Source organism: Streptomyces jumonjinensis, assembly GCF_009600885.1.
Lineage (GTDB): Bacteria > Actinomycetota > Actinomycetes > Streptomycetales > Streptomycetaceae > Streptomyces > Streptomyces jumonjinensis.
This window is the reverse complement of record NZ_VCLA01000117.1, coordinates 63,496-84,535: the sequence shown is the minus strand read 5'-3', so window position 1 is coordinate 84,535 and position 21,040 is coordinate 63,496. Positions and strand designations below refer to the sequence as shown.

Annotated in this window: 18 protein-coding genes; 4 read left to right on the top strand and 14 right to left on the bottom strand. The window is 71.9% G+C overall.

Translation table 11 applies throughout. The annotated features are described in order from the left end of the window. Positions 1-217: 217 nt before the first annotated feature. Positions 218-1,132 carry a hypothetical protein gene (locus tag FF041_RS13700; RefSeq protein WP_407698152.1) on the top strand — a complete coding sequence of 305 codons (915 nt, stop codon included), beginning with the start codon at positions 218-220 and terminating at the stop codon, positions 1,130-1,132. A gap of 402 nt (positions 1,133-1,534) precedes the next feature. On the opposite strand, the gene gatB is transcribed toward FF041_RS13700, so the two are convergent. The 9 genes from gatB to FF041_RS13655 all read right to left on the bottom strand — a co-directional run bounded on the left by gatB (position 1,535) and on the right by FF041_RS13655 (position 12,693). Continuing rightward, entirely contained in the window at positions 1,535-3,046 is a 1,512-nt protein-coding gene (gene gatB / locus FF041_RS13695) for an Asp-tRNA(Asn)/Glu-tRNA(Gln) amidotransferase subunit GatB (RefSeq protein WP_323391840.1), read from the bottom strand. Positions 3,047-3,062: 16 nt separating this feature from the next. Next, positions 3,063-3,302 (bottom strand): hypothetical protein, encoded by a 240-nt coding sequence (locus FF041_RS13690; protein WP_323371897.1) that lies wholly within the window; start codon positions 3,300-3,302, stop codon positions 3,063-3,065. After that, entirely contained in the window at positions 3,299-4,792 is a 1,494-nt protein-coding gene (gene gatA / locus FF041_RS13685) for an Asp-tRNA(Asn)/Glu-tRNA(Gln) amidotransferase subunit GatA (RefSeq protein WP_153523086.1), read from the bottom strand. The genes FF041_RS13690 and gatA overlap by 4 nt, the downstream gene beginning before the upstream one ends. Before the next feature lie 7 nt (positions 4,793-4,799). Further along, positions 4,800-5,096 (bottom strand): Asp-tRNA(Asn)/Glu-tRNA(Gln) amidotransferase subunit GatC, encoded by a 297-nt coding sequence (gene gatC / locus FF041_RS13680; RefSeq protein WP_153484617.1) that lies wholly within the window; start codon positions 5,094-5,096, stop codon positions 4,800-4,802. Between the two features lie 408 nt (positions 5,097-5,504). Further along, complete coding sequence (locus tag FF041_RS13675; protein ID WP_153523085.1) at positions 5,505-7,673, bottom strand: putative bifunctional diguanylate cyclase/phosphodiesterase; 2,169 nt, start codon at positions 7,671-7,673, stop codon at positions 5,505-5,507. A gap of 316 nt (positions 7,674-7,989) precedes the next feature. Further along, the gene (gene ligA / locus FF041_RS13670; protein WP_323391839.1) at positions 7,990-10,197 is read right to left on the bottom strand and encodes an NAD-dependent DNA ligase LigA; all 2,208 of its coding nucleotides are present in this window, start codon (positions 10,195-10,197) and stop codon (positions 7,990-7,992) included. Between the two features lie 30 nt (positions 10,198-10,227). Then, positions 10,228-11,241 (bottom strand): methionine synthase, encoded by a 1,014-nt coding sequence (locus tag FF041_RS13665; RefSeq protein ID WP_323391838.1) that lies wholly within the window; start codon positions 11,239-11,241, stop codon positions 10,228-10,230. 182 nt (positions 11,242-11,423) lie between these two features. Further along, positions 11,424-12,122, bottom strand: coding sequence for an SDR family oxidoreductase (locus FF041_RS13660; protein ID WP_153523084.1), 699 nt, complete (start codon positions 12,120-12,122; stop codon positions 11,424-11,426). Between the two features lie 31 nt (positions 12,123-12,153). Further along, a complete protein-coding gene (locus FF041_RS13655; protein WP_153523083.1) occupies positions 12,154-12,693 on the bottom strand; it encodes an LOG family protein in 540 nt (179 codons plus the stop codon). A gap of 118 nt (positions 12,694-12,811) precedes the next feature. Between FF041_RS13655 and FF041_RS13650 the strand changes: the two genes are divergently transcribed. Continuing rightward, the gene (locus tag FF041_RS13650) at positions 12,812-13,609 is read left to right on the top strand and encodes an alpha/beta fold hydrolase (RefSeq protein WP_153523082.1); all 798 of its coding nucleotides are present in this window, start codon (positions 12,812-12,814) and stop codon (positions 13,607-13,609) included. A 364-nt stretch (positions 13,610-13,973) separates the two neighbouring features. Further along, positions 13,974-14,825 carry a helix-turn-helix domain-containing protein gene (locus FF041_RS13645; RefSeq protein ID WP_153523081.1) on the top strand — a complete coding sequence of 284 codons (852 nt, stop codon included), beginning with the start codon at positions 13,974-13,976 and terminating at the stop codon, positions 14,823-14,825. A 128-nt stretch (positions 14,826-14,953) separates the two neighbouring features. On the opposite strand, the gene mnmA is transcribed toward FF041_RS13645, so the two are convergent. Beyond that, positions 14,954-16,075, bottom strand: coding sequence for a tRNA 2-thiouridine(34) synthase MnmA (gene mnmA / locus FF041_RS13640; RefSeq protein ID WP_153523080.1), 1,122 nt, complete (start codon positions 16,073-16,075; stop codon positions 14,954-14,956). 60 nt (positions 16,076-16,135) lie between these two features. On the opposite strand from mnmA, the gene FF041_RS13635 reads away from it, so the two are divergent. After that, entirely contained in the window at positions 16,136-16,882 is a 747-nt protein-coding gene (locus FF041_RS13635; RefSeq protein WP_153523079.1) for an N-acetylmuramoyl-L-alanine amidase, read from the top strand. 121 nt (positions 16,883-17,003) lie between these two features. On the opposite strand, the gene FF041_RS13630 is transcribed toward FF041_RS13635, so the two are convergent. The 4 genes from FF041_RS13630 to FF041_RS13615 all read right to left on the bottom strand — a co-directional run bounded on the left by FF041_RS13630 (position 17,004) and on the right by FF041_RS13615 (position 20,975). Next, the gene (locus FF041_RS13630; RefSeq protein WP_153523078.1) at positions 17,004-18,167 is read right to left on the bottom strand and encodes a cysteine desulfurase family protein; all 1,164 of its coding nucleotides are present in this window, start codon (positions 18,165-18,167) and stop codon (positions 17,004-17,006) included. A 184-nt stretch (positions 18,168-18,351) separates the two neighbouring features. Continuing rightward, positions 18,352-19,206, bottom strand: a complete 855-nt coding sequence (locus tag FF041_RS13625; protein WP_153523077.1) for an SRPBCC family protein — start codon at positions 19,204-19,206, stop codon at positions 18,352-18,354. A gap of 149 nt (positions 19,207-19,355) precedes the next feature. Continuing rightward, positions 19,356-20,201: a thioesterase family protein gene (locus FF041_RS13620; protein ID WP_153523076.1), complete on the bottom strand. Its 846-nt coding sequence runs from the start codon at positions 20,199-20,201 to the stop codon at positions 19,356-19,358. 111 nt (positions 20,202-20,312) lie between these two features. Beyond that, positions 20,313-20,975 carry a trimeric intracellular cation channel family protein gene (locus FF041_RS13615; protein WP_323391837.1) on the bottom strand — a complete coding sequence of 221 codons (663 nt, stop codon included), beginning with the start codon at positions 20,973-20,975 and terminating at the stop codon, positions 20,313-20,315. Positions 20,976-21,040: the final 65 nt, after the last annotated feature.

The window sequence follows — 21,040 nt, the reverse complement described above, 5'->3', positions numbered from 1 at the left end:
GCTCCCTGGGGGTTCGTGGATCTTCGGCCGGGAACACCCGCAAAGAACTCATGACCTGGTGGGGAACACTCTGTCAGCGAACGATGATCCTTTGTCCGCTGGCCGTTCTTTCGTGGGGATACTCACAGCGGTACGCGGTCCGGGGTACGGGTCGGGGGCGCACGCGGGCGGTGAACCCTGCGGCGGGCAGCGGCCGTTGTCGGTGCGGGCTGGCACGATGGACGGCATGGAGACCACGGGAGCCGCGGGCACCGGCCGGTTGCCGACGCCCGGCGAGGCCGCGGAGTTCGCCCGGGCGCTGTACGAGACGCCGGAGGCGTATGCGGGCCATGGACCGGTGCCGGTGCTCGCCCATGAGCCGGGTGCTTCGCTCCGGGAGCGGCGGGAGTCCTTCCGTGGGGTGTACGAGGCGGTGGTGGACCGGATCGGGGAGCCGACGCTCTACGGCGGCTCGGCTCATGGCCCCAATGTCCGCTGGCGGGACGAGCGGCGGATCGTCCTGCTCGCCGGGGACCGCCATCGCGCCCGGCTCTCCGTCCATGACACGGACGCCCTGGAGTCCGGGGAGATGCGCACCTTCGACTGGGGCGGCGCCTGGTCGGCGGACGAGCCGCACGACTTCGATCTGCTGCCGTACATCTGGCAGCTGGACCGCACCGGCCCCGGTGAGCGTCCGGCCCGGCGCACGGGCGGGCGGATGGCCCCTTCCCTCTGCCACTTCGAGAGCGCGCTGGAGCTGATGCTCGCGGCCTGGGTGGAGCAGCTGCCGGTGCAGGTGGGGGATGACTGGGCGGGGTTCTCACTGACCAGCGGGGCCGATCGGGGGCGTCAGCTGCAGATCTCGTACGCGCTGGCGGAGGGGCTCCATGTCTCGGTGGACGACCGGGACGGCGAGGACAGCCCGGAGCGCGCCCGGCTGATGCGCTCGCGCGGCTGGCAGTCGCGGGACCGGGGCTGGTGGCAGGCGGAGTTCCCGGATCCGGAGCGCCGGGAGACGGCGGAGGCGGCCCGGCTGGCGATAGCCGAGCTGCGGGCCAGGGGCACCAGCGACCCGAAGGAGCTGCGGGCGCGGGATGTGAGCTGCAAGGACCGGGGCGAGCTGCTGCTGCCGGGGTTGGGGATACGGCACTAGGGAGTGTCTTCAAAGTAGCGTCGTCCGCCCGGATGGGGGTCCCCCCGGGCCGCCAGGCCCAGGGGGCCATTGGCGACTGACGACAACGCTGGGGGCACCTCCCGTGCCCGCAGGGCTACGGGGGAGAGGTGCGGTGCCAGACCCCGCCAGGCAGACGGGACTTTGAAGACACGACCTAGGACGCACCGTGGGCGGCGGGGCCGTGGGGTGAGCGGGGACGGTCGGCGGCTGCGGGCGGGGTACGGGAGAGCAGTACGGGCGGGGCAGCGCGGGACGGCAGGGGCGGCGGGACGGCGGAGGCGGCCCGCACCGCGGTGGTGCGGGCCGCCTCGGCGGTTCCAGTCTGCCCGCGCCCCGGTCCTGGGACCGGGGCGGGGCGCGCTTCGGGGCGGGCGAGGGGCCTCAGCCCTCGCTCACTCCGAGCTTCTCCAGGATCAGCTCCTTGACGCGAGCGGCGTCGGCCTGGCCCCGGGTGGCCTTCATGACCGCGCCGACCAGCGCGCCCACGGCCGCCACCTTTCCACCACGGATCTTGTCCGCGATGCCCGCGTTCCCGGCGATGGCCTCGTCCACGGCCGTGCCGAGCGCGCCCTCGTCCGAGACGACCTTCAGTCCGCGCTTGTCGACCACGGTGTCCGGGTCGCCCTCGCCCGCGAGCACGCCTTCGATGACCTGACGGGCCAGCTTGTCGTTCAGATCGCCCGAGGCGACCAGCGCGGCCACCCGGGCGACCTGCTCCGGGGTGATGGGCAGCTCGTCCAGCGCACGGCCGGATTCATTGGCGTTACGCGCCAGCTCGCCCATCCACCACTTGCGGGCCTGGTCGGACGGGGCGCCCGCGCCGATCGTGGCGACGATCAGCTCGACCGCGCCCGCGTTGAGGATCGACTGCATGTCGTGCTCGGATACGCCCCACTCCTCGCGGAGCCGGTTGCGGCGCAGCCGCGGCAGCTCGGGCAGGGTCGTCCGCAGCTCCTCCACCCACTCACGGGCGGGGGCGACGGGGACCAGGTCGGGCTCCGGGAAGTACCGGTAGTCCTCGGCGTTGTCCTTGATGCGCCCGGCCGTGGTGGAGCCGTCCTCCTCGTGGAAGTGACGGGTCTCCTGGACGATCGTGCCGCCGGACTCCAGCACCGCCGCGTGCCGCTGGATCTCGAACCGGGCGGCGCGCTCGACGGAACGGAGCGAGTTGACGTTCTTGGTCTCGCTACGGGTGCCGAACGTGGTGGAGCCCTTGGGCATCAGCGACAGATTCACATCGCAGCGCATCTGGCCCATCTCCATCCGGGCCTCGGAGACGCCGAGCGCCTTGATGAGCTCGCGCAGTTCGGCGACGTACGCCTTGGCGACCTCGGGAGCGCGCTCGCCCGCACCGGTGATCGGCTTGGTGACGATCTCGATCAGCGGGATGCCGGCCCGGTTGTAGTCGAGCAGGGAGTGGGACGCGCCGTGGATACGGCCGGTGGCGCCGCCGACGTGGGTCGACTTGCCGGTGTCCTCCTCCATATGGGCGCGCTCGATCTCCACCCGGAAGATCTCACCGTCCTCCAGCTGGACGTCCAGATGGCCGTTGAAGGCGATGGGCTCGTCGTACTGGGAGGTCTGGAAGTTCTTCGGCATGTCCGGATAGAAGTAGTTCTTCCGGGCGAAGCGACACCATTCGGCGATCTCGCAGTTCAGCGCGAGACCGATCTTGATGGCGGACTCGATGCCGATCGCGTTGACGACCGGGAGAGATCCGGGCAGGCCAAGACAGGTCGGGCAGGTCTGCGAGTTGGGCTCGGCGCCCAGCTCGGTGGAGCAGCCGCAGAACATCTTGGTCTTGGTACCGAGTTCGACATGGACCTCAAGGCCCATGACCGGGTCGTAGCCGGCGAGGGCCGCCTCGTACGACACCAATTCAGTGACGGTCACGGTGAAACTTTCCCTCTCAGCCGAACAGGACGTCGTCGTCGCCGATGCGCTTCAACTCGCGCACCAGCAGGGCGACGCCCGTGACGATGGCGGCGGCGGAGATCGCGGCGTCGATCAGCCGGAGCGTGTCCTGCTCGGAGCGGGCCTTCTTCGCCTGCTTGAGGACACCGACCGCCCCGAAGGCGGTGGTGCCGATCGACAGATAGGTGCCGGTCTTCGACTTCTTGAAGCCCTTGGCCTTGGTCAGAGCGCTCACAGCGACGGTGCCTCCTCCAGCAGCGGGTGGCCCCACTTTTCCACGAAGGCGGCCTCGACGGCGGCACCGACCTGGTAAAGCCGGTCGTCCTTCATGGCGGGAGCGATGATCTGGAGCCCGACCGGGAGGTTGTCCTCCGGGGCCAGACCGCACGGCAGGGACATCGCCGCGTTGCCGGCCAGGTTGGTCGGGATGGTGCACAGGTCGGCGAGGTACATCGCCATCGGGTCGTCGGCGCGCTCGCCGATCGGGAAGGCGGTGGTCGGGGTCGTCGGCGAGACGATCACATCGACCTGCTCGAAGGACGTGTCGAAGTCCTGCTTGATGAGCGTACGGACCTTCTGGGCGCTGCCGTAGTACGCGTCGTAGTAGCCGGAGCTGAGCGCGTACGTGCCGAGCATGATGCGGCGCTTGACCTCGTCGCCGAAACCGGCCTCACGGGTGAGGGCGGTGACGTCCTCGGCGGACTTCGTGCCGTCGTCGCCGACGCGCAGGCCGTAGCGCATCGCGTCGAAGCGGGCGAGGTTCGAGGAGCACTCGGAGGGCGCGATCAGGTAGTACGCGGAGAGCGCCAGGTCGAAGGAGGGGCAGTCCACCTCGACGATCTCGGCGCCCAGCTCCTTGAGAAGGGTGACGGCCTCGTCGAACCGCTGCATCACTCCGGCCTGGTAGTGCTCGCCGCGGAACTGCTTGACCACGCCGACGCGCATACCCGCGACGCTGCCGTTGCGGGCGGCCTCCACCACCGGCGGGACCGGGGCGTCGATGGAGGTGGAGTCCAGCGGGTCATGGCCCGCGATGACCTCGTGGAGCAGGGCCGCGTCCAGGACCGTACGGGCGCAGGGGCCGCCCTGGTCCAGCGAGGACGAGAAGGCGACCATGCCGTAGCGGGAGACGCCGCCGTAGGTGGGCTTGACGCCGACCGTGCCGGTGACGGACGCGGGCTGGCGGATGGAGCCGCCGGTGTCCGTGCCGATGGCGAGCGGGGCCTGGTAGGCGGCGAGCGCGGCGCTGGAGCCGCCGCCGGAGCCGCCGGGGATCCGGGTCAGGTCCCAGGGGTTGCCGGTGGGGCCGTAGGCGCTGTTCTCGGTGGAGGACCCCATGGCGAACTCGTCCATGTTGGTCTTGCCGAGAATGACGACGTCGGCCTCCTTCAGCTTCCGCGTCAGGGTGGCGTCGTACGGCGGGATCCAGCCCTCAAGGATCTTGGAGCCCACGGTGGTGGGCACGCCCTCGGTGGTGAAGATGTCCTTCAGCGCGAGCGGCACGCCCGCGAGCGGGCCGAGCTTCTCGCCGGCGGCGCGCTTGGCGTCGACGGCACGGGCCTGAGCGAGCGCGCCCTCGCGGTCGATGTGCAGGAAGGCGTGGACCTTCTCGTCGACGGCGTCGATACGGGCGAGGTGGGCCTCGGTGACCGCGACGGCGGTGAGTTCACCGGCGGCGATCTTGGCGGCGATCTCGGCCGCGGTGAGCTTGATGATGTCCGTCATGATGGTGTTAGTCCTCCCCCAGGATCTGCGGCACCTTGAAACGCTGCTGCTCCTGGGCCGGGGCGCCGGAGAGCGCCTGCTCGGGGGTGAGCGACGGACGGACCTCGTCCGCGCGCATGACATTGGTCAGCGGCAGCGGGTGGGAGGTCGGGGGCACATCTTGCTCGGCGACCTCGGCGACGCGGGCGACCGCGCCGATGATGTCGTCGAGCTGACCGGCGAAGTGGTCGAGTTCATCGCCGGACAGCTCCAGACGCGCCAGCCGGGCGAGGTGGGCGACCTCCTCGCGCGTAATGCCAGGCATGCAGCGATCCTCAGGGGTGAGTGTGTGTGGTTTGGGGCCAATCCTATGGGGCGTGAGCGGCTCACCACGAAACGGATTGCCACGCCCCCCGTCGCGAGAGCGCTCCGTGCCCGTCCGACCACCGGGAGTGCCCGGGTCGGAGGGGCCGGAGGGGCCGGAGGGAGGGTCCGCGCGTCGGCGGGTCCAGGGGCTCGCGGCGGGGCCTGTGCGGCCAGGGGGCAGGACCTTCACCCGGCCTGACGGGCCTTGCGCAGACCTGGCGGGCCTGACGGGCCTCACGGACCTGCGCGGAGCTGCGGGCCTGTGCCGGAACCGCCGGGCCGCCGAGCCTGTGCCGGAACCGCCGGGCCTATGCCGGGCCTGTACCGGCCGCCGGGGGCCGCCAGACCGCCGGGTGCCGCCCGAGAATCAGGGCACTACCTGGCTCGACGGTTTGTCGGCGTCCGACGGGGCAGGGGCGGGCGGCTGGGGCGCAGGCGGCCCCGGCACGGCCGGGGGCGGTGTCCGGGGCTGCCGGTGCCAGCCCCGCTCACCGCGGGCCCGCAGCCAGGCCGTCGCCTCCTGCGGCGGCATCGCCGCGGCCACCAGCCACCCCTGCACCGCGTCGCACCCCAGGTCCCGCAGCCGCTCCCAGGTCTCGTCGTCCTCCACCCCCTCCGCCACCACCAGCAGACCCAGGGAGTGCGCCAGGTCCACCGTGCAGCGCACGATCTCCGCGTCCTCGGTGTCCACCGCCAGCCTGGCCACGAACGAGCGGTCGATCTTCAGCTCGCTCACCGGCAGCCGGCGCAGATGGACCAGCGACGAGTACCCGGTGCCGAAGTCGTCCAGGGACATCTTCACCCCGTGGTCGGTGAGCCCGGCCAGGGTGTCCGCCGCCCGCTGCGGGTCCTCCAGCAGCACATGCTCCGTAATCTCCAGTTGGAGCGCTCCCGCCGGCACCCCGTGCCGGGCGAGCCGGGCGGCGACCGCCCCCGCGAACCCGGGGGTGTGCACATCGCGCGGGGAGACGTTGACCGCGACGGGGACCTTCAGTCCCTGGGCCCGCCATTTGGCGACCTGGGCGAGCGCCGTGTCGAGGACGTACTCGGTGAGATGCGGCATCAGCCCGGAGGACTCGGCGATGGCGATGAACTCGTCCGGCGGCACCCGGCCCCGGTCCGGGTGGTCCCAGCGCACCAGGGCCTCCAGCCCGGCGACATGCCCGTCGAAGCGGACTTTGGGCTGGTAGTGGAGCTCCACCTCGCGGGCGTCCAGCGCCCGGCGCAGATCGCCGAGGAGCCCCAGCCGGTCCGGGGTGTTGCTGTCCCGCTTGGACTCGTACACCTCCACGCCCGTGCGGTCGCGCTTGGCCTGATACATCGCCACATCCGCGCGGCGCAGCAGCCCTTCGGCGTCCAGCGCGTGCTCCGGGAAGACGGCGACTCCCGCGCTGGCCTCCAGCACCAGGGTGAGCCCGTCCAGGTCCAGCGGCGAGGACAGTTCGATGGCGAGCTGGCGGGCGACGCGCTGGGCGCTGGTGATGGAGTCGGCCGTCGGCAGCAGTACCGCGAACTCGTCGCCGCCGAGTCTGGCGGCCTCCGCGCCGCGCGGCAGGGCGTGCCGCAGCCGTTGGGCTATCTGCAACAGCAGCCGGTCTCCGGCGAGATGGCCGAGAGTGTCGTTGACCGAGCGGAAGCGGTCGAGGTCGATGAGGACGAGCGCGGCCCGGGCCCCGTTGGTCTCCGCGTCCTCCAGCGCGGCCCAGGTCCGCTCCAGCAGCCACTGCCGGTTGGGCAGCCCGGTCAGCGGATCGCGCAACTGCTCCTCGGCTCTGGCGCGGGCGATCCACAGGGTGGAGTCGAGGGCGATCAGCGGTATGGCGAACAGCGGCAGCAGCACCGGCAGGGCCACGGCGACGACGCAGATCAGCGGGGCGATGCCCAGCAGCGCGACCGCGACAAGGCCCTGCCGCAGCAGGGCCGTACGGGCGATGGTGGGCAGTCCGCCGCCCTGCGGTGCGAGCACATACCACAGAAGCAGGCGGGTGACCGCGAGATAGGCGGCGGCAGCCAGGATCACTTCGGGCGCGGCCCCGATGCCCCAGTCGAGTGGCGCCCAGGGGTTCTCGACGCTCGGCGCGGCGCCGAAGGCGGAGAGGACCAGAGCCGCCGCGCCGATGCCGAGGATGTCGACGGAGCCATGGAGCACACCGTGCCGCCAGCGGTGTTTGCGTACGGTGCCGACCAGGGCGACGACGGCGAGGCTGATCAGTCCGGCGGGCACCCAGCCGTAGAGGAGGAGGACGGCGATGGTCAGGGCCGCGCCGGAGCCGGTCCCGCCCCACCAGCGGTCGCGGCCGAGCGCGACCAGATGCCCGACGATGATTCCGGTGAGCACGGCGAACGCCCAGCCCACGGTGGAGCCGGGGAAGATCGCTCGGTCCTGGCGTGCCGCTCCGCTGATCCCGGTGGCGAGGACGAGCGCGGCGGCGGCGACCACGGCGATATGCAGCCCAGGAGCCATGCCCGCCAGGCCCGCAAGGGCCGCGAAGCCACGCGGTCGTGGGACCGGGGCGGCGCTCTCGGTCGGTTCCATTCCCGTCCCTCTCACAGCCGGCGGTGCCGATGCCTGGCGATGTTCCCTTTTGTCATGCCACCACGACGGGAATCCCACCACGTAGCCGTGCACGACAGGCGCACGTCTCAACACTAGGCGGCGGGGCGCTTCGACGGGCAGCCCTCTACTGCTCTTGCCCGAATGCGACCGGACCACCCATATCCATCTGCTATGCGCTGAACGGGTGACCTGTACCGGTCGTTCCGCCTGTGCGGAAAGCGTCTTGTTCCCGCCCCGCGCACCTCCGGTCAGTGCTTCGGCAAGCTCTGTCCGCTCCCCGCGCACGCCCCCTCTGTCACGCCTCCGCAGGCACAGCCGCCTCACGGGCCGCATCCGGCCCCTGTTCGAGCAGAATGCGGAAGCCCGCCTCGTTCAATACGGGCACCTTCAACTGCATCGCCTTGTCGTACTTCGAGCCCGGGTTGTCTCCCACCACGACGAACCCCGTTTTCTTCGAAACAGAACCGGTCACTTTCGCGCCAAGGCTCTGAAGGGCCTCTTTTGCGCCATCCCTGGTGAAGTCGTCCAGCGTTCCCGTGACGACGACGGTCAGACCTTCGAGCGGCCGGGGCCCTTGTTCCTCACCCGCGCCCTCGTCTTCCATCCGGACTCCGGCGGCCCGCCATTTGCGCAGGATCTCCTGGTGCCATTCCTCCGCGAACCACTGCTTGAGCGAGGCGGCGATGATGTCGCCGACGCCGTCGGTGGCGGCGAGCTCCTCCTCGGTGGCCTCCTGGATCCGCTGGATGGAGCGGAACTCACGGGCCAGCGCCTCGGCCGCGACCGGGCCCACATGGCGGATGGAGAGCCCGGTGAGAATCCGGGCGAGCGGGCGGTTCTTGGCCGCGGCGATGTTCTCCAGCATCGCGACGGCGTTCTTCCTGGCCTCGCCCTCCTGGTTGGCGAAGACCGTCGCCGTCTTGTCCTCGCCCGTCTTCGGGTCGCGCTTGGGCAGCTTGCTGTCCTGGTCCAGGACATACGCCCGGATGGGCAGCAGCTGCTCGATGGTGAGGTCGAAGAGGTCGCCCTCGTCCGTCAGCGGCGGCTCGGCGGGCTCCAGGGGGCTGGTGAGCGCCGCCGCCGCGACATAGCCGAAGTGCTCGATGTCGAGGGACTTGCGGCCCGCGAGATAGAAGAGGCGCTCACGCAGCTGGGCCGGGCAGGAGCGGGCGTTGGGGCAGCGCAGATCGACGTCGCCCTCCTTCATGGGCCGCAGCGCCGTCCCGCACTCGGGGCACTCCGCGGGCATCACGAACTCGCGCTCGGTCCCGTCCCGCAGCTCGGCCACCGGCCCGAGGATCTCCGGGATGACGTCTCCGGCCTTGCGGATCACCACCGTGTCCCCGATGAGCACGCCCTTGGCCTTGACCACGTCCTGGTTGTGCAGGGTGGCGAACTCGACCTCGGAGCCCGCCACCTGGACCGGCTCGACCTGGGCGTAGGGGGTGACCCGGCCGGTGCGGCCGACGCCGACGCGGATGTTCACCAGCTTGGTGTTGACCTCCTCCGGCGGGTACTTCCAGGCGATCGCCCAGCGCGGCGCGCGCGCGGTGGAGCCGAGCCGTCCCTGGAGGGGGATCTCGTCGAGCTTGACGACCACGCCGTCGATCTCGTGCTCCATGGAGTGGCGGTCGGCGCCGAAGCGGGCGATGAACTCCCGCACCCCCTCCAGCGAGTCCACCACCTTGTTGTGGCGGGCGGTGGGCAGCCCCCACTCGCGGAGCAGCTCATAGGCGTGCGACAGACAGTCGATGTCGAAGCCCTCGCGGGCTCCGATGCCGTGCACCACCATATGGAGCGGGAGGGTCGCGGTGACCTTGGGGTCCTTCTGCCGCAGCGATCCTGACGCGGAGTTCCGGGGGTTGGCGTACGGCTGTTCGCCCGCGGCCACCCGTCTCTCGTTCAGCGCCAGGAACTGGTCCATCGGGAAGTAGACCTCGCCGCGGATCTCCACGAGCTCCGGGACGCGGTCGCCGCGCAGCCGGTCGGGGATCTCGGCGATGGTGCGGATGTTCGGGGTGATGTCCTCGCCGACCCGGCCGTCGCCGCGGGTCGCCGCCCGGATCAGCCGCCCCTTCTCGTACGTCAGGTTCACGGCGAGGCCGTCGACCTTCAGCTCGCACAGGAAGTGGAAGTCCTTGGTGCCGACGTCCCGCTCGACGCGCTCGGCCCAGGCGGTGAGCTCGTCCTCGGCGAAGGCGTTGTCCAGGGAGAGCATGCGCTCGCGGTGCTCGACCTTCGCCAGATCCGTCTCGTACTGACCGGCGACCTTCTGGGTCGGCGAATCGGGGGTGCGCAGCCCCGGATAGCGCTCCTCCAGCTCCTCCAGGGAGCGCAGCAGGGTGTCGAACTCGCCGTCGCTGATGACCGGCTGGTCCTTCACGTAGTACCGGAAGCGGTGCTCCTCGATCCGCTCGGCCAGCTCGGCATGGCGCTCCCGCGCCTGTGCGGGCAGCCCCGGATCGTCCTGTGCGGTCAGGTCCGTCCGCTCTTCGCCAGTCACCGTTTCGTCCTCCCGTTCCCCGGCACCCAATTACTCAGGGTTGTCTGCGAGCGATCTCGCTGCACGGGCGCAGTGGGCGAGCGCGGCCCGGGCGTACGCCGGAGACGCACCCGCCAGACCGCAGCTGGGAGTGATGACCACGGACTCGGCGAGAGTCCCCGGATTCAGCCCCAGCCTGCGCCACAGTGTCCGTACACCCATGACGCTACCTGCCGGGTCCGACAATGCGGCGTCGGTGGACGGCACGACGCCGGCGAAGAGCTTGGTACCGCCCTCGACGGCCTCGCCGATGAGCTCCTCATCACGCTCGGTGAGCAGTTGGAAGTCAAAGGAGATCGCCGCGGCGCCCGCGCGGCGCAGCAGGGCGAACGGGACGTCCGGGGCGCAGGAGTGGACGACGGTCTGCTCCTCCGCGATGAGTTCCCGCAGGGCGCCCTCGACGATCTGCCGGTCCACGGCCCGGTGGGTGCGGTAGCCGCTGGCGGTGCGGACGTGTCCGCGCAGCACGGCGGTGAGCGAGGGCTCGTCGAGCTGGAGCACCACCTGTGCGCCGGGCGCCCGGCGGCGTACCTCGGCCAGATGGGCGCGGAGTCCTTCCGCCAGCGAGGCGGCCAGATCGCGGCAGGCGCCGGGGTCGGCGAGGACCGACTCGCCGCCGCGCAGCTCCAGGGCGGCGGCGAGCGTCCAGGGGCCCACGGCCTGGACCTTGAGCGGGCCCTCGTATCCCTGGGTGAACTCCTCCAGGGCGTCGAGGTCCTCGCCGAGCCAGGAGCGGGCACGCCGGGTGTCGCGGCCGGGGCGGTCGCTGATCCGCCAGCCGCTGGGCTCGACATGGGCGTACATCTCGACCAGCAGTCCGAGGGTCCGGCCGATCATGTCGGAGCCGGGGCCGCGGGCGGGCAGCTCGGGCAGATGGGGGAAGCCCTCGAAGGACCCGGTGACGGTGTTCGCGGCCTCCCGCGCGTCCCCGCCGGGCATGGACCCGACGCCGGTGGCGGGGCCCCAGGCGAACTCGTTCGTCTCGCTCTTCACTGGATCGGTCACCCGGGAAGACTACGTGCCGGCCGGGCGGTGACCGGCGCACGCCCCGGGCGGGCGATGACCGGTCCGGAGCCCGGTCCGGAGCGGGGCCGAGGGCGGCCCTGCCCGGCGGTCGACGCGGAGGTCGGCGCTCGCCGCGGAGGTCAGCGGCCGGGGGCGGAGGTCGGCGGCCAAGGGGGCGGAGGTCAGTGGCCGGGGCGCACCGTCAGATCCTTGATCAGGGCGTCGCGCGGCAGATCGATCGCGGTGATGATCGCGGTCGCCACCGACTCGGGGTCGATCCAGCGGGTCTCGTCGTACTCCCGGCCCTCCTGGGAGTGCACCTTGGCCTGCATGGGGCTCGCCGTGCGCCCGGGGTAGACCGAGGTGACCCGTACGCCGTTGCCGTGCTCCTCGTGGCGCAGGGCGTCGGCAAGGGCCTTGAGCCCGTGCTTGGAGGCGGCGTACGCGCTCCACTCGGCGTGGGCGTCGAGGCCGGCGCCCGAGTTCACGAAGACCACGTTTCCCCGGGCGGCGCGCAGCTGCGGCAGCATCAGCCGGGTCAGCTCGGCGGGCGAGATCAGATTGGCGTTGAGCTGCTGGTGCCAGGTCTTGGGGCGCAGCTCGCCGACCGGGCCGAGGTCGACGACGCCCGCGATGTGGAGCAGGGAGTCCAGCCGGTCCGGCATCGGCTGGTGCGAGAACGCCCAGGAGATGCGGTCGGGGTCGGCGAGGTCGGCGACCAGGGTGCGGGCTCCGGGGTACAGACCGGCCAGCTGCTTGGCGCGTCCGGCGTCCCGCGCCAGGAGTACGAGGTCGTCTCCGCGGCCGTGCAGTCGGCGGGCGACGGCCGCGCCGATGCCGGAGCCCGCTCCGGTGATCAGATGTGTTGGCATGACGACCATGGTCGCATCCCGGGCCGCGCCCCCGTCCGGATCATCGGGTTCCGGCCGACTCCTCCAGATACGCGAGCGCCGCGGCGCCGTCCTCCGCGAAGAACACGAGGTCGCTGAGGGGCAGCGGCAGAAAGCCCTCGGCCTCCATCCGCCGGAACTGTTCCTTCAGGCCGTCGTAGAAACCCTCGGTGTTCAGCACGACGACGGGCTTGGTGTGCTTGCCGTGCTTCTTCAGCTCAAGGATCTCGGTGGCCTCGTCCAGCGTGCCCGTGCCTCCGACCATGACGACGATCGCGTCGGACCTGGCGAGCAGCAGCGCCTTCCTCTCCCCCAGATCGCCCGCTATGACCATCTCGTCCGCGTCGGCCCGCGCCACATGGGCGAGGAAGTCCACCGAGACGCCGACCAGCCGCCCGCCGGAGGCGCTCACCCCGTCGGCGACGACCTTCATCAGCCCGCTCTCGGACCCGCCCCAGACGAGCGTGTGACCGCCCTTGCCGAGCAGTTCGGCGAAGGCGCGGGCGGGCCGGGTGTAGCGGTCGTCGAGATCGGCGGCGGAGAGGAAGACGCAGATGTTCATGGAGTCACCGTACGGGCCGGCGCCGACAACGGTGAACAGTCCCCATTTCAACCGAAGTTCGGGGAAAAAATCCCGTGCCGGGCGATGAGTTCCGCGACGGCGGCCGGTCAGCTCTCTCATGGACCATATGAGCCGGACGCTCAGTAAGGCGCAGTCGCGGGACGGCACGCTCATCGCGTATGAGCAGTGGGGCGAGGGACCGCCGGTGGTGCTGGTGGGCGGCGCGCTGTGCACGGCGGCCTCGGACGCGCCGCTCGCCGCGCTGCTCGCGTCGCGTTTCCGTGTCGTCGCCTACGACCGGCGCGGCCGGGGGGCGAGCGGCGACGCCTTCCCGTACGCGGTCGAGCGGGAGATCGAGGATCTGGCGGCGGTGATCGCGGAGGTCGGCGACGGCGCCTGTGTGCACGGGATGTCATCGGGCGGGGGGCTGGCGCTGAGAGCGGCGGCGGCGGGAGTTCCGATCACTCAGCTCTCCGTGTACGAGCCGCCCTTCCATCCGACGGCGCGGCCCGGCCGGCGGCCCGCGGAGCGCCTCGCGCTGATGCGGCTGCTCCTGGCCGCGGGCCGGCGCGCGGAGGCGCTCGCGGTCTTCCTCGACGAGGCCGGGACGCCCGAGCGGACGGTGGCGGACCTGCGCCGCTCCCCCCTCTGGGCCGGGCTGGAGTCGGTGGCGCACACCCTGCCCTATGACCACGAGGTGATGGGCGACGGCACGGTGCCCACCGGTCTGCTGCACCGGATCGGCGTCCGGGTGCTGGTGGTCGACGGGGGCGCGAGCCCGCCGTGGACGCGGGAGGCGGCCCGGCTGGTGGCCGGCGCGCTGCCCCGGGGCCGGCACCGCACCCTCACGGGCCAGACGCACGAGGTGGCGCCGCATGTGCTCGCGCCGACGCTGGAGGACTTCTTCACCGGATGACCGGATGACCGGACGACCGGATGAGACGCGGCGGCGGCGAGAATCCAGGGGCCCACGGGTCGACGGGTCGACGGGTCGACGGGACCAGCGCGCGAGCCGGGCTCCGGGGGAGGGTGGCGTCCGGCGGGCGAGCCGGGCCCACGGGTCGGCGGCACCAGCGCGCGAGCCGGGCTCCGGGGGGCGTCCAGCGAGGGAGCCGGAGGCACCGTCCGGCGGGCGCGGGCGGAGACCGGAGGGGATCCGGCGCACGCCGTGTGCACGAACTCGTGCCACCCGCCTCACCAGAACGAGTGGTCGTTTGAGTTCCGGCGGCCGGGAGGTGCGCTGAGATCGGCAAACTGTGCGCGCAAGCAAGGAGTTGACCATGGCACCCAGGCCCCGTCCCACCATCCGCCAACGCCGTTTCGGCGCCGAATTGCGCCGGCTGCGGGAGAACGCGGGACTCTCCGCACCCGTGGCGGCGGAACGCCTCGGGGCGGACCGCACGATGATCTCCAATATCGAAGCGGGCCGTTTCGGCATCAGCGAGGAACGGCTGCGGCGGCTCGCGAGCATCTACGAATGCGGTGACGCCCGGCTCATCGACGCTCTGGCGTCCATGACCGGAGGGCGTACAAAAGGCTGGTGGGACGAGTACCGGGGAAAGATCCCGCCGGATTTCCTGGATGTGGCGGAGCTGGAGCATCACGCCGCCGCCCTGACCACACTCCAGACGGCGCACATTCCCGGCCTGTTCCAGACGGAGGACCACGCCCGCGCGCTCTTCCGCCTCTTCGTTCCGGCGCTGCCGAGGCTGGAGATCGAATTGCGGATCGCCCACCGGCTGGCCCGGCACGGGGTGCTCACCCGCACCCCGGCCATACCGTACGTGGGAATGATCCATGAGGCGGCCCTCAGAATGCGGGTGGGCGGCAGACCGGTCGCCAAAGCCCAGTTGAACCGGCTGCTGGAGGAGAGCGTACGGCCGAATGTGCGGCTGCTCGTCATTCCGCTCACGGTCGAGGGCTTTCCCATGGCCGGGGACACGATGATGTACGCCTCGGCGGCCAATCCCTATCTGGACACGGCGGAGGTGGATTCTCCGATCGGCGCGGTCTTCTTCGACTCGCCCACGCAACTCGCCAACTTCCGTCACCGCCTGGACGCGGTGGAGCGGGTCGCGCTGACTCCGGAGAGATCGAGGGACCTCATCCTCGACATCGCCGGAAGCCTCTGACCGCGATCCCTCAGAGGCGTCCCGTGCCGAAACGCCTGAGCGGGGCCGGGTGCGCTACCGGAGCACCCGGGCCCCGTCCGGGTCCACCCAGGCCCCGTCCGGTCCCGAGGACACGGCCTGAGCCTGGCCTAAGCCATCGCCGCCGCGCGCCGGGTGGCGGAGATCGTCGCCGAGCCCACCACACGGGTGCCGTCGTAGAGCACGATCGCCTGACCGGGCGCGACGCCGCGCACCGGCTCCTCGAAGTCCACCCGCAGGCCGTCGCCCTCCGGGCGGGCCGTCACCGCGGTCTCGCCGCCGTGGGCGCGCAGCTGGGCCGTGTAGACGCCGGGCCCCGCGGGGGCCGCGCCGCACCAGCGGGGCCTGATCGCGGTCAGCGAGGTGACGTCCAGCGCCTCGGCCGGGCCGACCGTCACCGTGTTGTTCACCGGTGAGATGTCCAGCACATAGCGCGGCTTGCCGTCAGGGGCCGGATGGCCGATCCGCAGGCCCTTGCGCTGGCCGATGGTGAAGCCGAAGGCCCCCTCATGGGTGCCCACCTTCGCGCCCGCCTCGTCGACGATGTCGCCCTCGGACGCGCCGAGGCGGGAGGCGAGAAAGCCCTGGGTGTCGCCGTCGGCGATGAAGCAGATGTCATGGCTGTCCGGCTTCTTCGCGACCGCGAGACCGCGCCGCTCCGCCTCTGCCCGGATCTCGTCCTTGGTGGTGAGGGTGTCGCCGAGCGGGAACATCGCGTGGGCGAGCTGGCGCTCGTCCAGCACCCCGAGGACATACGACTGGTCCTTGGCCATGTCGCTGGCCCGGTGGAGCTCCCGGCTGCCGTCCTCCAGGGTCACCACGGTCGCGTAGTGGCCGGTGCAGACCGCGTCGAAGCCGAGCGCGAGCGCCTTGTCGAGCAGCGCCGCGAACTTGATCTTCTCGTTGCAGCGCAGACAGGGGTTGGGGGTGCGGCCCGCCTCGTACTCCGCGATGAAGTCCTCGACCACGTCCTCGCGGAAACGTTCGGCGAGGTCCCATACGTAGAAGGGGATGCCGATCACATCGGCGGCGCGGCGGGCGTCGCGCGAGTCCTCGATGGTGCAGCAGCCGCGCGCGCCCGTCCGGAAGGACTGCGGATTGGCGGAGAGCGCCAGATGGACGCCGGTCACATCGTGTCCGGCCTCGGCGGCGCGGGCGGCGGCGACGGCGGAGTCCACGCCGCCCGACATGGCGGCGAGCACGCGGAGGGGGCGCTGGGAAGTCTGAGTCATAGCCCTACCAGAGTACGGGCCCGGGGAACCAGGAGCTCGCGGGTGTGCGTTGAAGAGCGCATGGGAAGCGATACGGAGCACGGCGGCGGGACCGGAGCCGCCACAGGCGGCGAGGGCGGGGCGCACCGGGGGCGCCGGGGCCGTGGTGCGCCGCGGATCGGCAGGCGGGGCATGCTGATCGGGGGCACGGCGGCCGTGCTGGGCGGCGCCGTGCTGGCGCGGGACGAGCTGGCGCGGCTGTGGTGGCGGGTGCCGGGGATGGCCAAGCCGCGCAAGGAGGGTGAGCTGGACCACCCGGGGGCGGAGTGGACGGCCGCCTCGCGGGCGAACTGGCGGCTGGCGGACCGTCCCGACGACTACCGCATAGACCGGGTGATCATCCATGTGGTGCAGGGCAGCTATCCGACGGCGCTGAGGGTGTTCAAGAACCCGGGGCACGGCGCGGCGACGCACTATGTGGTGCGCAAGGACGGGCATGTGGCGCAGATGATCCGTGAGCTGGACGTGGCCTTCCACGCGGGGAACCGTTCGTTCAACGAACGCAGCATCGGGATCGAGCACGAGGGGTTCGTGGACCGTCCGCAGGACTTCACCGCGGCGATGTACGAAGGGTCGGCCGGGCTCACGGCGGGCATCTGCGCGCGGTACGGCCTGCCGGTGGACCGCGAGCACGTCATCGGGCATGTGGAGGTCCCGGGGACGGATCACACGGACCCGGGGCCGCACTGGGACTGGGACCGCTATCTGAAGCTGGTGCGCGCGGCGATGCCCTCGGCGCGGAAGGCCGCGGGGAAGGCCACGGGGTAGGCGGTACGGGGCGGCGGGCGCAGGGCCTTCGCGACCGGCTGCATGAGGTCGGCCGGGCGCGGCGGTGGCGCAAGGTCGCCGACCGCCGTCCCGGGGCCGTGGCCGTACGGGCGTGCCGGCCCTACATCAGTCCCGCCGTACGGGCCCGTTCCACCACCGGGCCGATGGCCTCGGCGACGGCCGCCACATCCGCCCGGGTGGAGGTATGGCCGAGGCTGAATCGGAGAGTCCCGCGCGCCAGGTCCGGGTCGGTGCCCGTCGCGAGGAGCACATGACTGGGCTGTGCGACTCCCGCCGTGCAGGCCGACCCCGTGGAGCACTCGATGCCCTGGGCGTCCAGGAGAAGGAGGAGGGAGTCGCCTTCGCAGCCGGGGAAGGTGAAGTGCGCGTTGGCCGGGAGCCGGTCATCGGGGTCGCCGCCGAGGATCGCGTCCGGGACCGCCGTGCGGACGGCCCGGACCAGTTCGTCGCGGAGCGCGCCGACCTCGCGGGCGAACGACTCATGGCGCTCGGCGGCGAGCCTGCCCGCCACCGCGAAGGAGGCGATCGCAGGGGCGTCGAGGGTGCCGGAGCGGACATGCCGTTCCTGGCCGCCTCCGTGCAGCACCGGGACGGGCTCGTACTCCCGGCCGAGCAGCAGCGCCCCGATGCCGTACGGGCCGCCGATCTTATGGCTGGAGACGGTCATGGCGGCGAGCCCGGAGTCGGCGAAGCTCACCTCGGTCTGACCGAATGCCTGGACGGCGTCGGAATGCAGCGGTACGCCGAACTCCCTCGCCACCGAGGAGAGCCGGTCGATCGGCATGATCGTGCCGATCTCGTTGTTGGCCCACATCACGGTGGCGAGCGCGACATCGCCGGGGTCGCGCTCGATCGCCTCCCGGAGCGCCTCGGGGTGCACCCTGCCGTAGGAGTCCACCGGGAGGTACTCGACGGTCGCGCCCTCGTGCTCGCGGAGCCACTCGACCGTGTCGAGCACGGCATGGTGTTCGACGGGGCTGGCGATCACCCGGGTCCTGGCCGGGTCGGCGTCGCGGCGCTGCCAGTACAGGCCCTTGACGGCGAGATTGTCGGCCTCGGTGCCGCCGGAGGTGAAGACCACCTCGCTGGGCCGGGCCCCGAGCGCCTCGGCGAGCGCTTCGCGGGCCTCCTCGACGGTCCGCCGGGCCCGCCGCCCTGCGGCGTGCAGCGCCGAGGCGTTGCCGGTGACGGTGAGCTGCGCGGTCATCGCCTCGACGGCCTCCGGCAGCATCGGAGTGGTCGCAGCGTGGTCGAGGTATGCCATGGTGGCCACGATTCTACGAGGCTGGTCGCGGCGCGGGCGGGGTAGAGGGGGGTACGGGCCTACCGGAGCGGGCCCGAGCGCACGAGTACGGGGCTGACGGACCGCTCCTGCCTGGGCGCGGGCCCTTCCCTGCCCCTGCCCCTGCCCCTGCCCCTGCCCGATGGACCGGTCCCGGCCCCCCGGGTCATCTCCGGCGCAGTCGCGCCGCCAGTTCGGCGATACGGGTCCCCCACGCCTCCAGCGCGGACTGCGGCGACACGGTGCCGGGGCCGGTCTGGGTCAGGATCAGCCGGGGGCCGTGACCGGTGCCCTCGGTGAGCTCCCAGCGGACCTCTCCGGGCGGGGCGCACGCGTAGGCGAGCAGCCGGGGCGGGCGCAGGGCGGTGATCCGCCCCGGCGGGGTGGCGGGAGTGGTGAAGCCCCTCGGCGCGGGCCCGCCGAGCAGCGGGGTGGAGCCCGCCGCCAGCTCGGCCCACACCGTTTCGGCGGGGCGTACCAGCTGGCGTTCGAAGCGGATGCGCCAGCCGTCCCCGATGGCGTCCACCGTGCCCCGGTCCAGACCGAACCGGGCGACGTACTCCTCATGGACTTCGCCGTCGGCATCGCGCATGGTCGTGGGCCGCTCGCCGTCGAGCAGCTGGCCCAGCACGGTGAGGCACCCGTGCCACCCGGAGGCGAAGCTCGCCGCGCCGAACCGGTCGCCGAAGGTGTGCACCAGAGTCAGCCGGGAGCCCTGCCGCTCGGGGGCGATCTCCCAGCGCAGCAGGTCGCCGTCCCAGGTGTAGGCGAACAGACGCGGCTCGTCGGCGTCGGTGACCGTGCCGGCGCCCATCGGCCCGCCCGCCCCGGGGGCGTGGAACTCCACGGTCCCGCCGGGCCGCGGGTCCGCCCTCATCTCCGCGGGGAACCACCCCGCCAGCCGCTCGGGCCGGGTGAGCGCGTCCCAGACCTCCTGCGGCGGGTGCGCCAGATGGCGTTCCATCCGCAGCACGGTGCGGCCGTCGTCGGCGGTGGTGAGGGTGTCGTGGTGCGGGTCCATGGGGAGTCGTCCTCCATCGCGTCACGCGGACGCGTCGAGATGATCCCCGCCCGGCTTCGCGGGCCCCGCGACGGGCGGGGGCACATCTCGAACATAAGGCTCTGCCCGGTCGACCGCGAAGGCGCGCCCCGTACGGCGGGGGCCGCAGGTCAGCGCGGGGCCTTCGCCAGCTGGCGCGACTGCGCCACCAGCCGGTCCCGGCTGTCCCAGACCTCCGCGTCCTCCTCCAGGAAGCCGCCGGCGAGATTGCGGGTGGTGATCGCGACCCGCAGCGGCCCCGGCGCGGGACGGCAGCGGACATGGGCGGTCAGTTCCACCGTGGGCGTCCACCCCTTCAGCCCCAGCTCGAACGAGGTCGGCGGCAGCGCGTCCACCGTCAGCAGCAGGGAGAGCGGATCGGCGTCCCGCCCGTCCGCGAGGCCGAACCAGCCGCGCATCTCCCCCTTGCCGGAGGGCGCGCCCACCGCCCAGCCGACGGTGGCCGGGTCGAGCCTGAGGTTCAGCCGGTCCAGGATCGCCGAGCTGCCGGGCACGGGCGGCGGCGGGCCGTCCGAGGCGCCGAGGCACCGCTCGTACGGGGGCATCCGCGGCGGGACCGCGGAGGTGTGCACGTCGTCGGTCAGACCGTCCAGATCGCCGTAGGCGGCGAGGACGCGGATCCGCTCGACCTCGGCGCCGTTCTCGTCGTACTGGAGCAGCGACGCCTGTCCGGTGGAGAGGGTGCGGCCGGTGCGGACGACATCGGTGCGGATCACCGCGGGACCCGGCACGGAAGCGCTCAGATAGTGCGCCGAGACCGTGAAGGGGTCGGAGTGCGGGAGCGCGTCGGCCAGCGCCCGGCCGAGCAGGGCGAGCAGATATCCGCCGTTGACGGCCTGGATGATCGTCCAGCCCGCCGAGAGCTCCGCGTCGTAGACGCCCGGTGCACGCCGGGTGACGGCGGTGTCGCGGTCGAACTCGCTGTCCCCGATGGTTGCCTGAACTGCCTGTGCCATAGCGGTACCGTACAAGAACAGCATACTGAGCGGTAGCTTTCTGCCTCGGCGGACTCAGCGGACTCATCCGCCCCAGCCGTACCGCAGACCGCTGGGACCGTCGCCTGTGGCTCACTGACCGTCGTCGGCCGTCGCCGAGCGGCGATTCCAGGCGCGCGGGGCCCGCCAGTGGTAGCGCATCGCCAGCAGCCGCAGCGAGAACGCGGTGATCGCGGCCAGCCCGCTGGTGAACGCGTTCAGGGTGTCGAAGCGGATGCAGAGGACCGCGATGGTCGCGCCGACGATCGCGGGGACGGCGTACAGATCACGGTCCCAGCGCAGCAGCGACGGCACCTCATTGGCCAGCACATCCCGCAGTACGCCGCCGCCGACCGCCGTCGCGAGGCCCAGCACGGCCGATGAGGTCAGGCCGAGACCGTACTCGTACGCCTTGACCGTCCCGGTGACGCAGAACAGTCCGAGGCCCGCCGCGTCGAAGACGTTGACGCCCGTCTGGATGCGCTCGACCTCCGGGTGGAGGAAGAAGACCAGGGCGGTCGCCACCAGGGGCATCAGAAAGTAGCCGAGATCGGTGAAAGCGGCCGGGGGCACGGCCCCGATGACCAGATCGCGGAAGAGTCCTCCGCCCAGCGCGGTCACCTCGGCGAGCACGGCGATGCCGAAGACATCGAAGTTCTTGCGTACGGCGAGGAGTGCGCCGGAGATCGCGAAGACGAAGATTCCGGCGAGGTCGAGCGCATGCTGGACGGAGGGATTGAACAGTTCTTGGAGCACCGCACGATTGTGCCGGTTCCCCGGACCTCCCCCGGCCGTCCCCCACCGGAAGCGGAACCAGGCGC

Coding starts and splice junctions, on each gene's coding strand:
- FF041_RS13650 (WP_153523082.1), top strand. CDS start 12,812: ATGGACCATATGAGCCGGACGCTCAGTAAGGCGCAGTCGCGGGACGGC.
- FF041_RS13675 (WP_153523085.1), bottom strand. CDS start 7,673: ATGGAACCGACCGAGAGCGCCGCCCCGGTCCCACGACCGCGTGGCTTC.
- FF041_RS13635 (WP_153523079.1), top strand. CDS start 16,136: ATGGGAAGCGATACGGAGCACGGCGGCGGGACCGGAGCCGCCACAGGC.
- FF041_RS13625 (WP_153523077.1), bottom strand. CDS start 19,206: ATGGACCCGCACCACGACACCCTCACCACCGCCGACGACGGCCGCACC.
- gatC (WP_153484617.1), bottom strand. CDS start 5,096: ATGCCTGGCATTACGCGCGAGGAGGTCGCCCACCTCGCCCGGCTGGCG.
- FF041_RS13620 (WP_153523076.1), bottom strand. CDS start 20,201: ATGGCACAGGCAGTTCAGGCAACCATCGGGGACAGCGAGTTCGACCGC.
- FF041_RS13700 (WP_407698152.1), top strand. CDS start 218: ATGGACGGCATGGAGACCACGGGAGCCGCGGGCACCGGCCGGTTGCCG.
- FF041_RS13660 (WP_153523084.1), bottom strand. CDS start 12,122: ATGGTCGTCATGCCAACACATCTGATCACCGGAGCGGGCTCCGGCATC.
- mnmA (WP_153523080.1), bottom strand. CDS start 16,075: ATGACTCAGACTTCCCAGCGCCCCCTCCGCGTGCTCGCCGCCATGTCG.
- FF041_RS13655 (WP_153523083.1), bottom strand. CDS start 12,693: ATGAACATCTGCGTCTTCCTCTCCGCCGCCGATCTCGACGACCGCTAC.
- gatA (WP_153523086.1), bottom strand. CDS start 4,792: ATGACGGACATCATCAAGCTCACCGCGGCCGAGATCGCCGCCAAGATC.
- FF041_RS13645 (WP_153523081.1), top strand. CDS start 13,974: ATGGCACCCAGGCCCCGTCCCACCATCCGCCAACGCCGTTTCGGCGCC.
- FF041_RS13630 (WP_153523078.1), bottom strand. CDS start 18,167: ATGGCATACCTCGACCACGCTGCGACCACTCCGATGCTGCCGGAGGCC.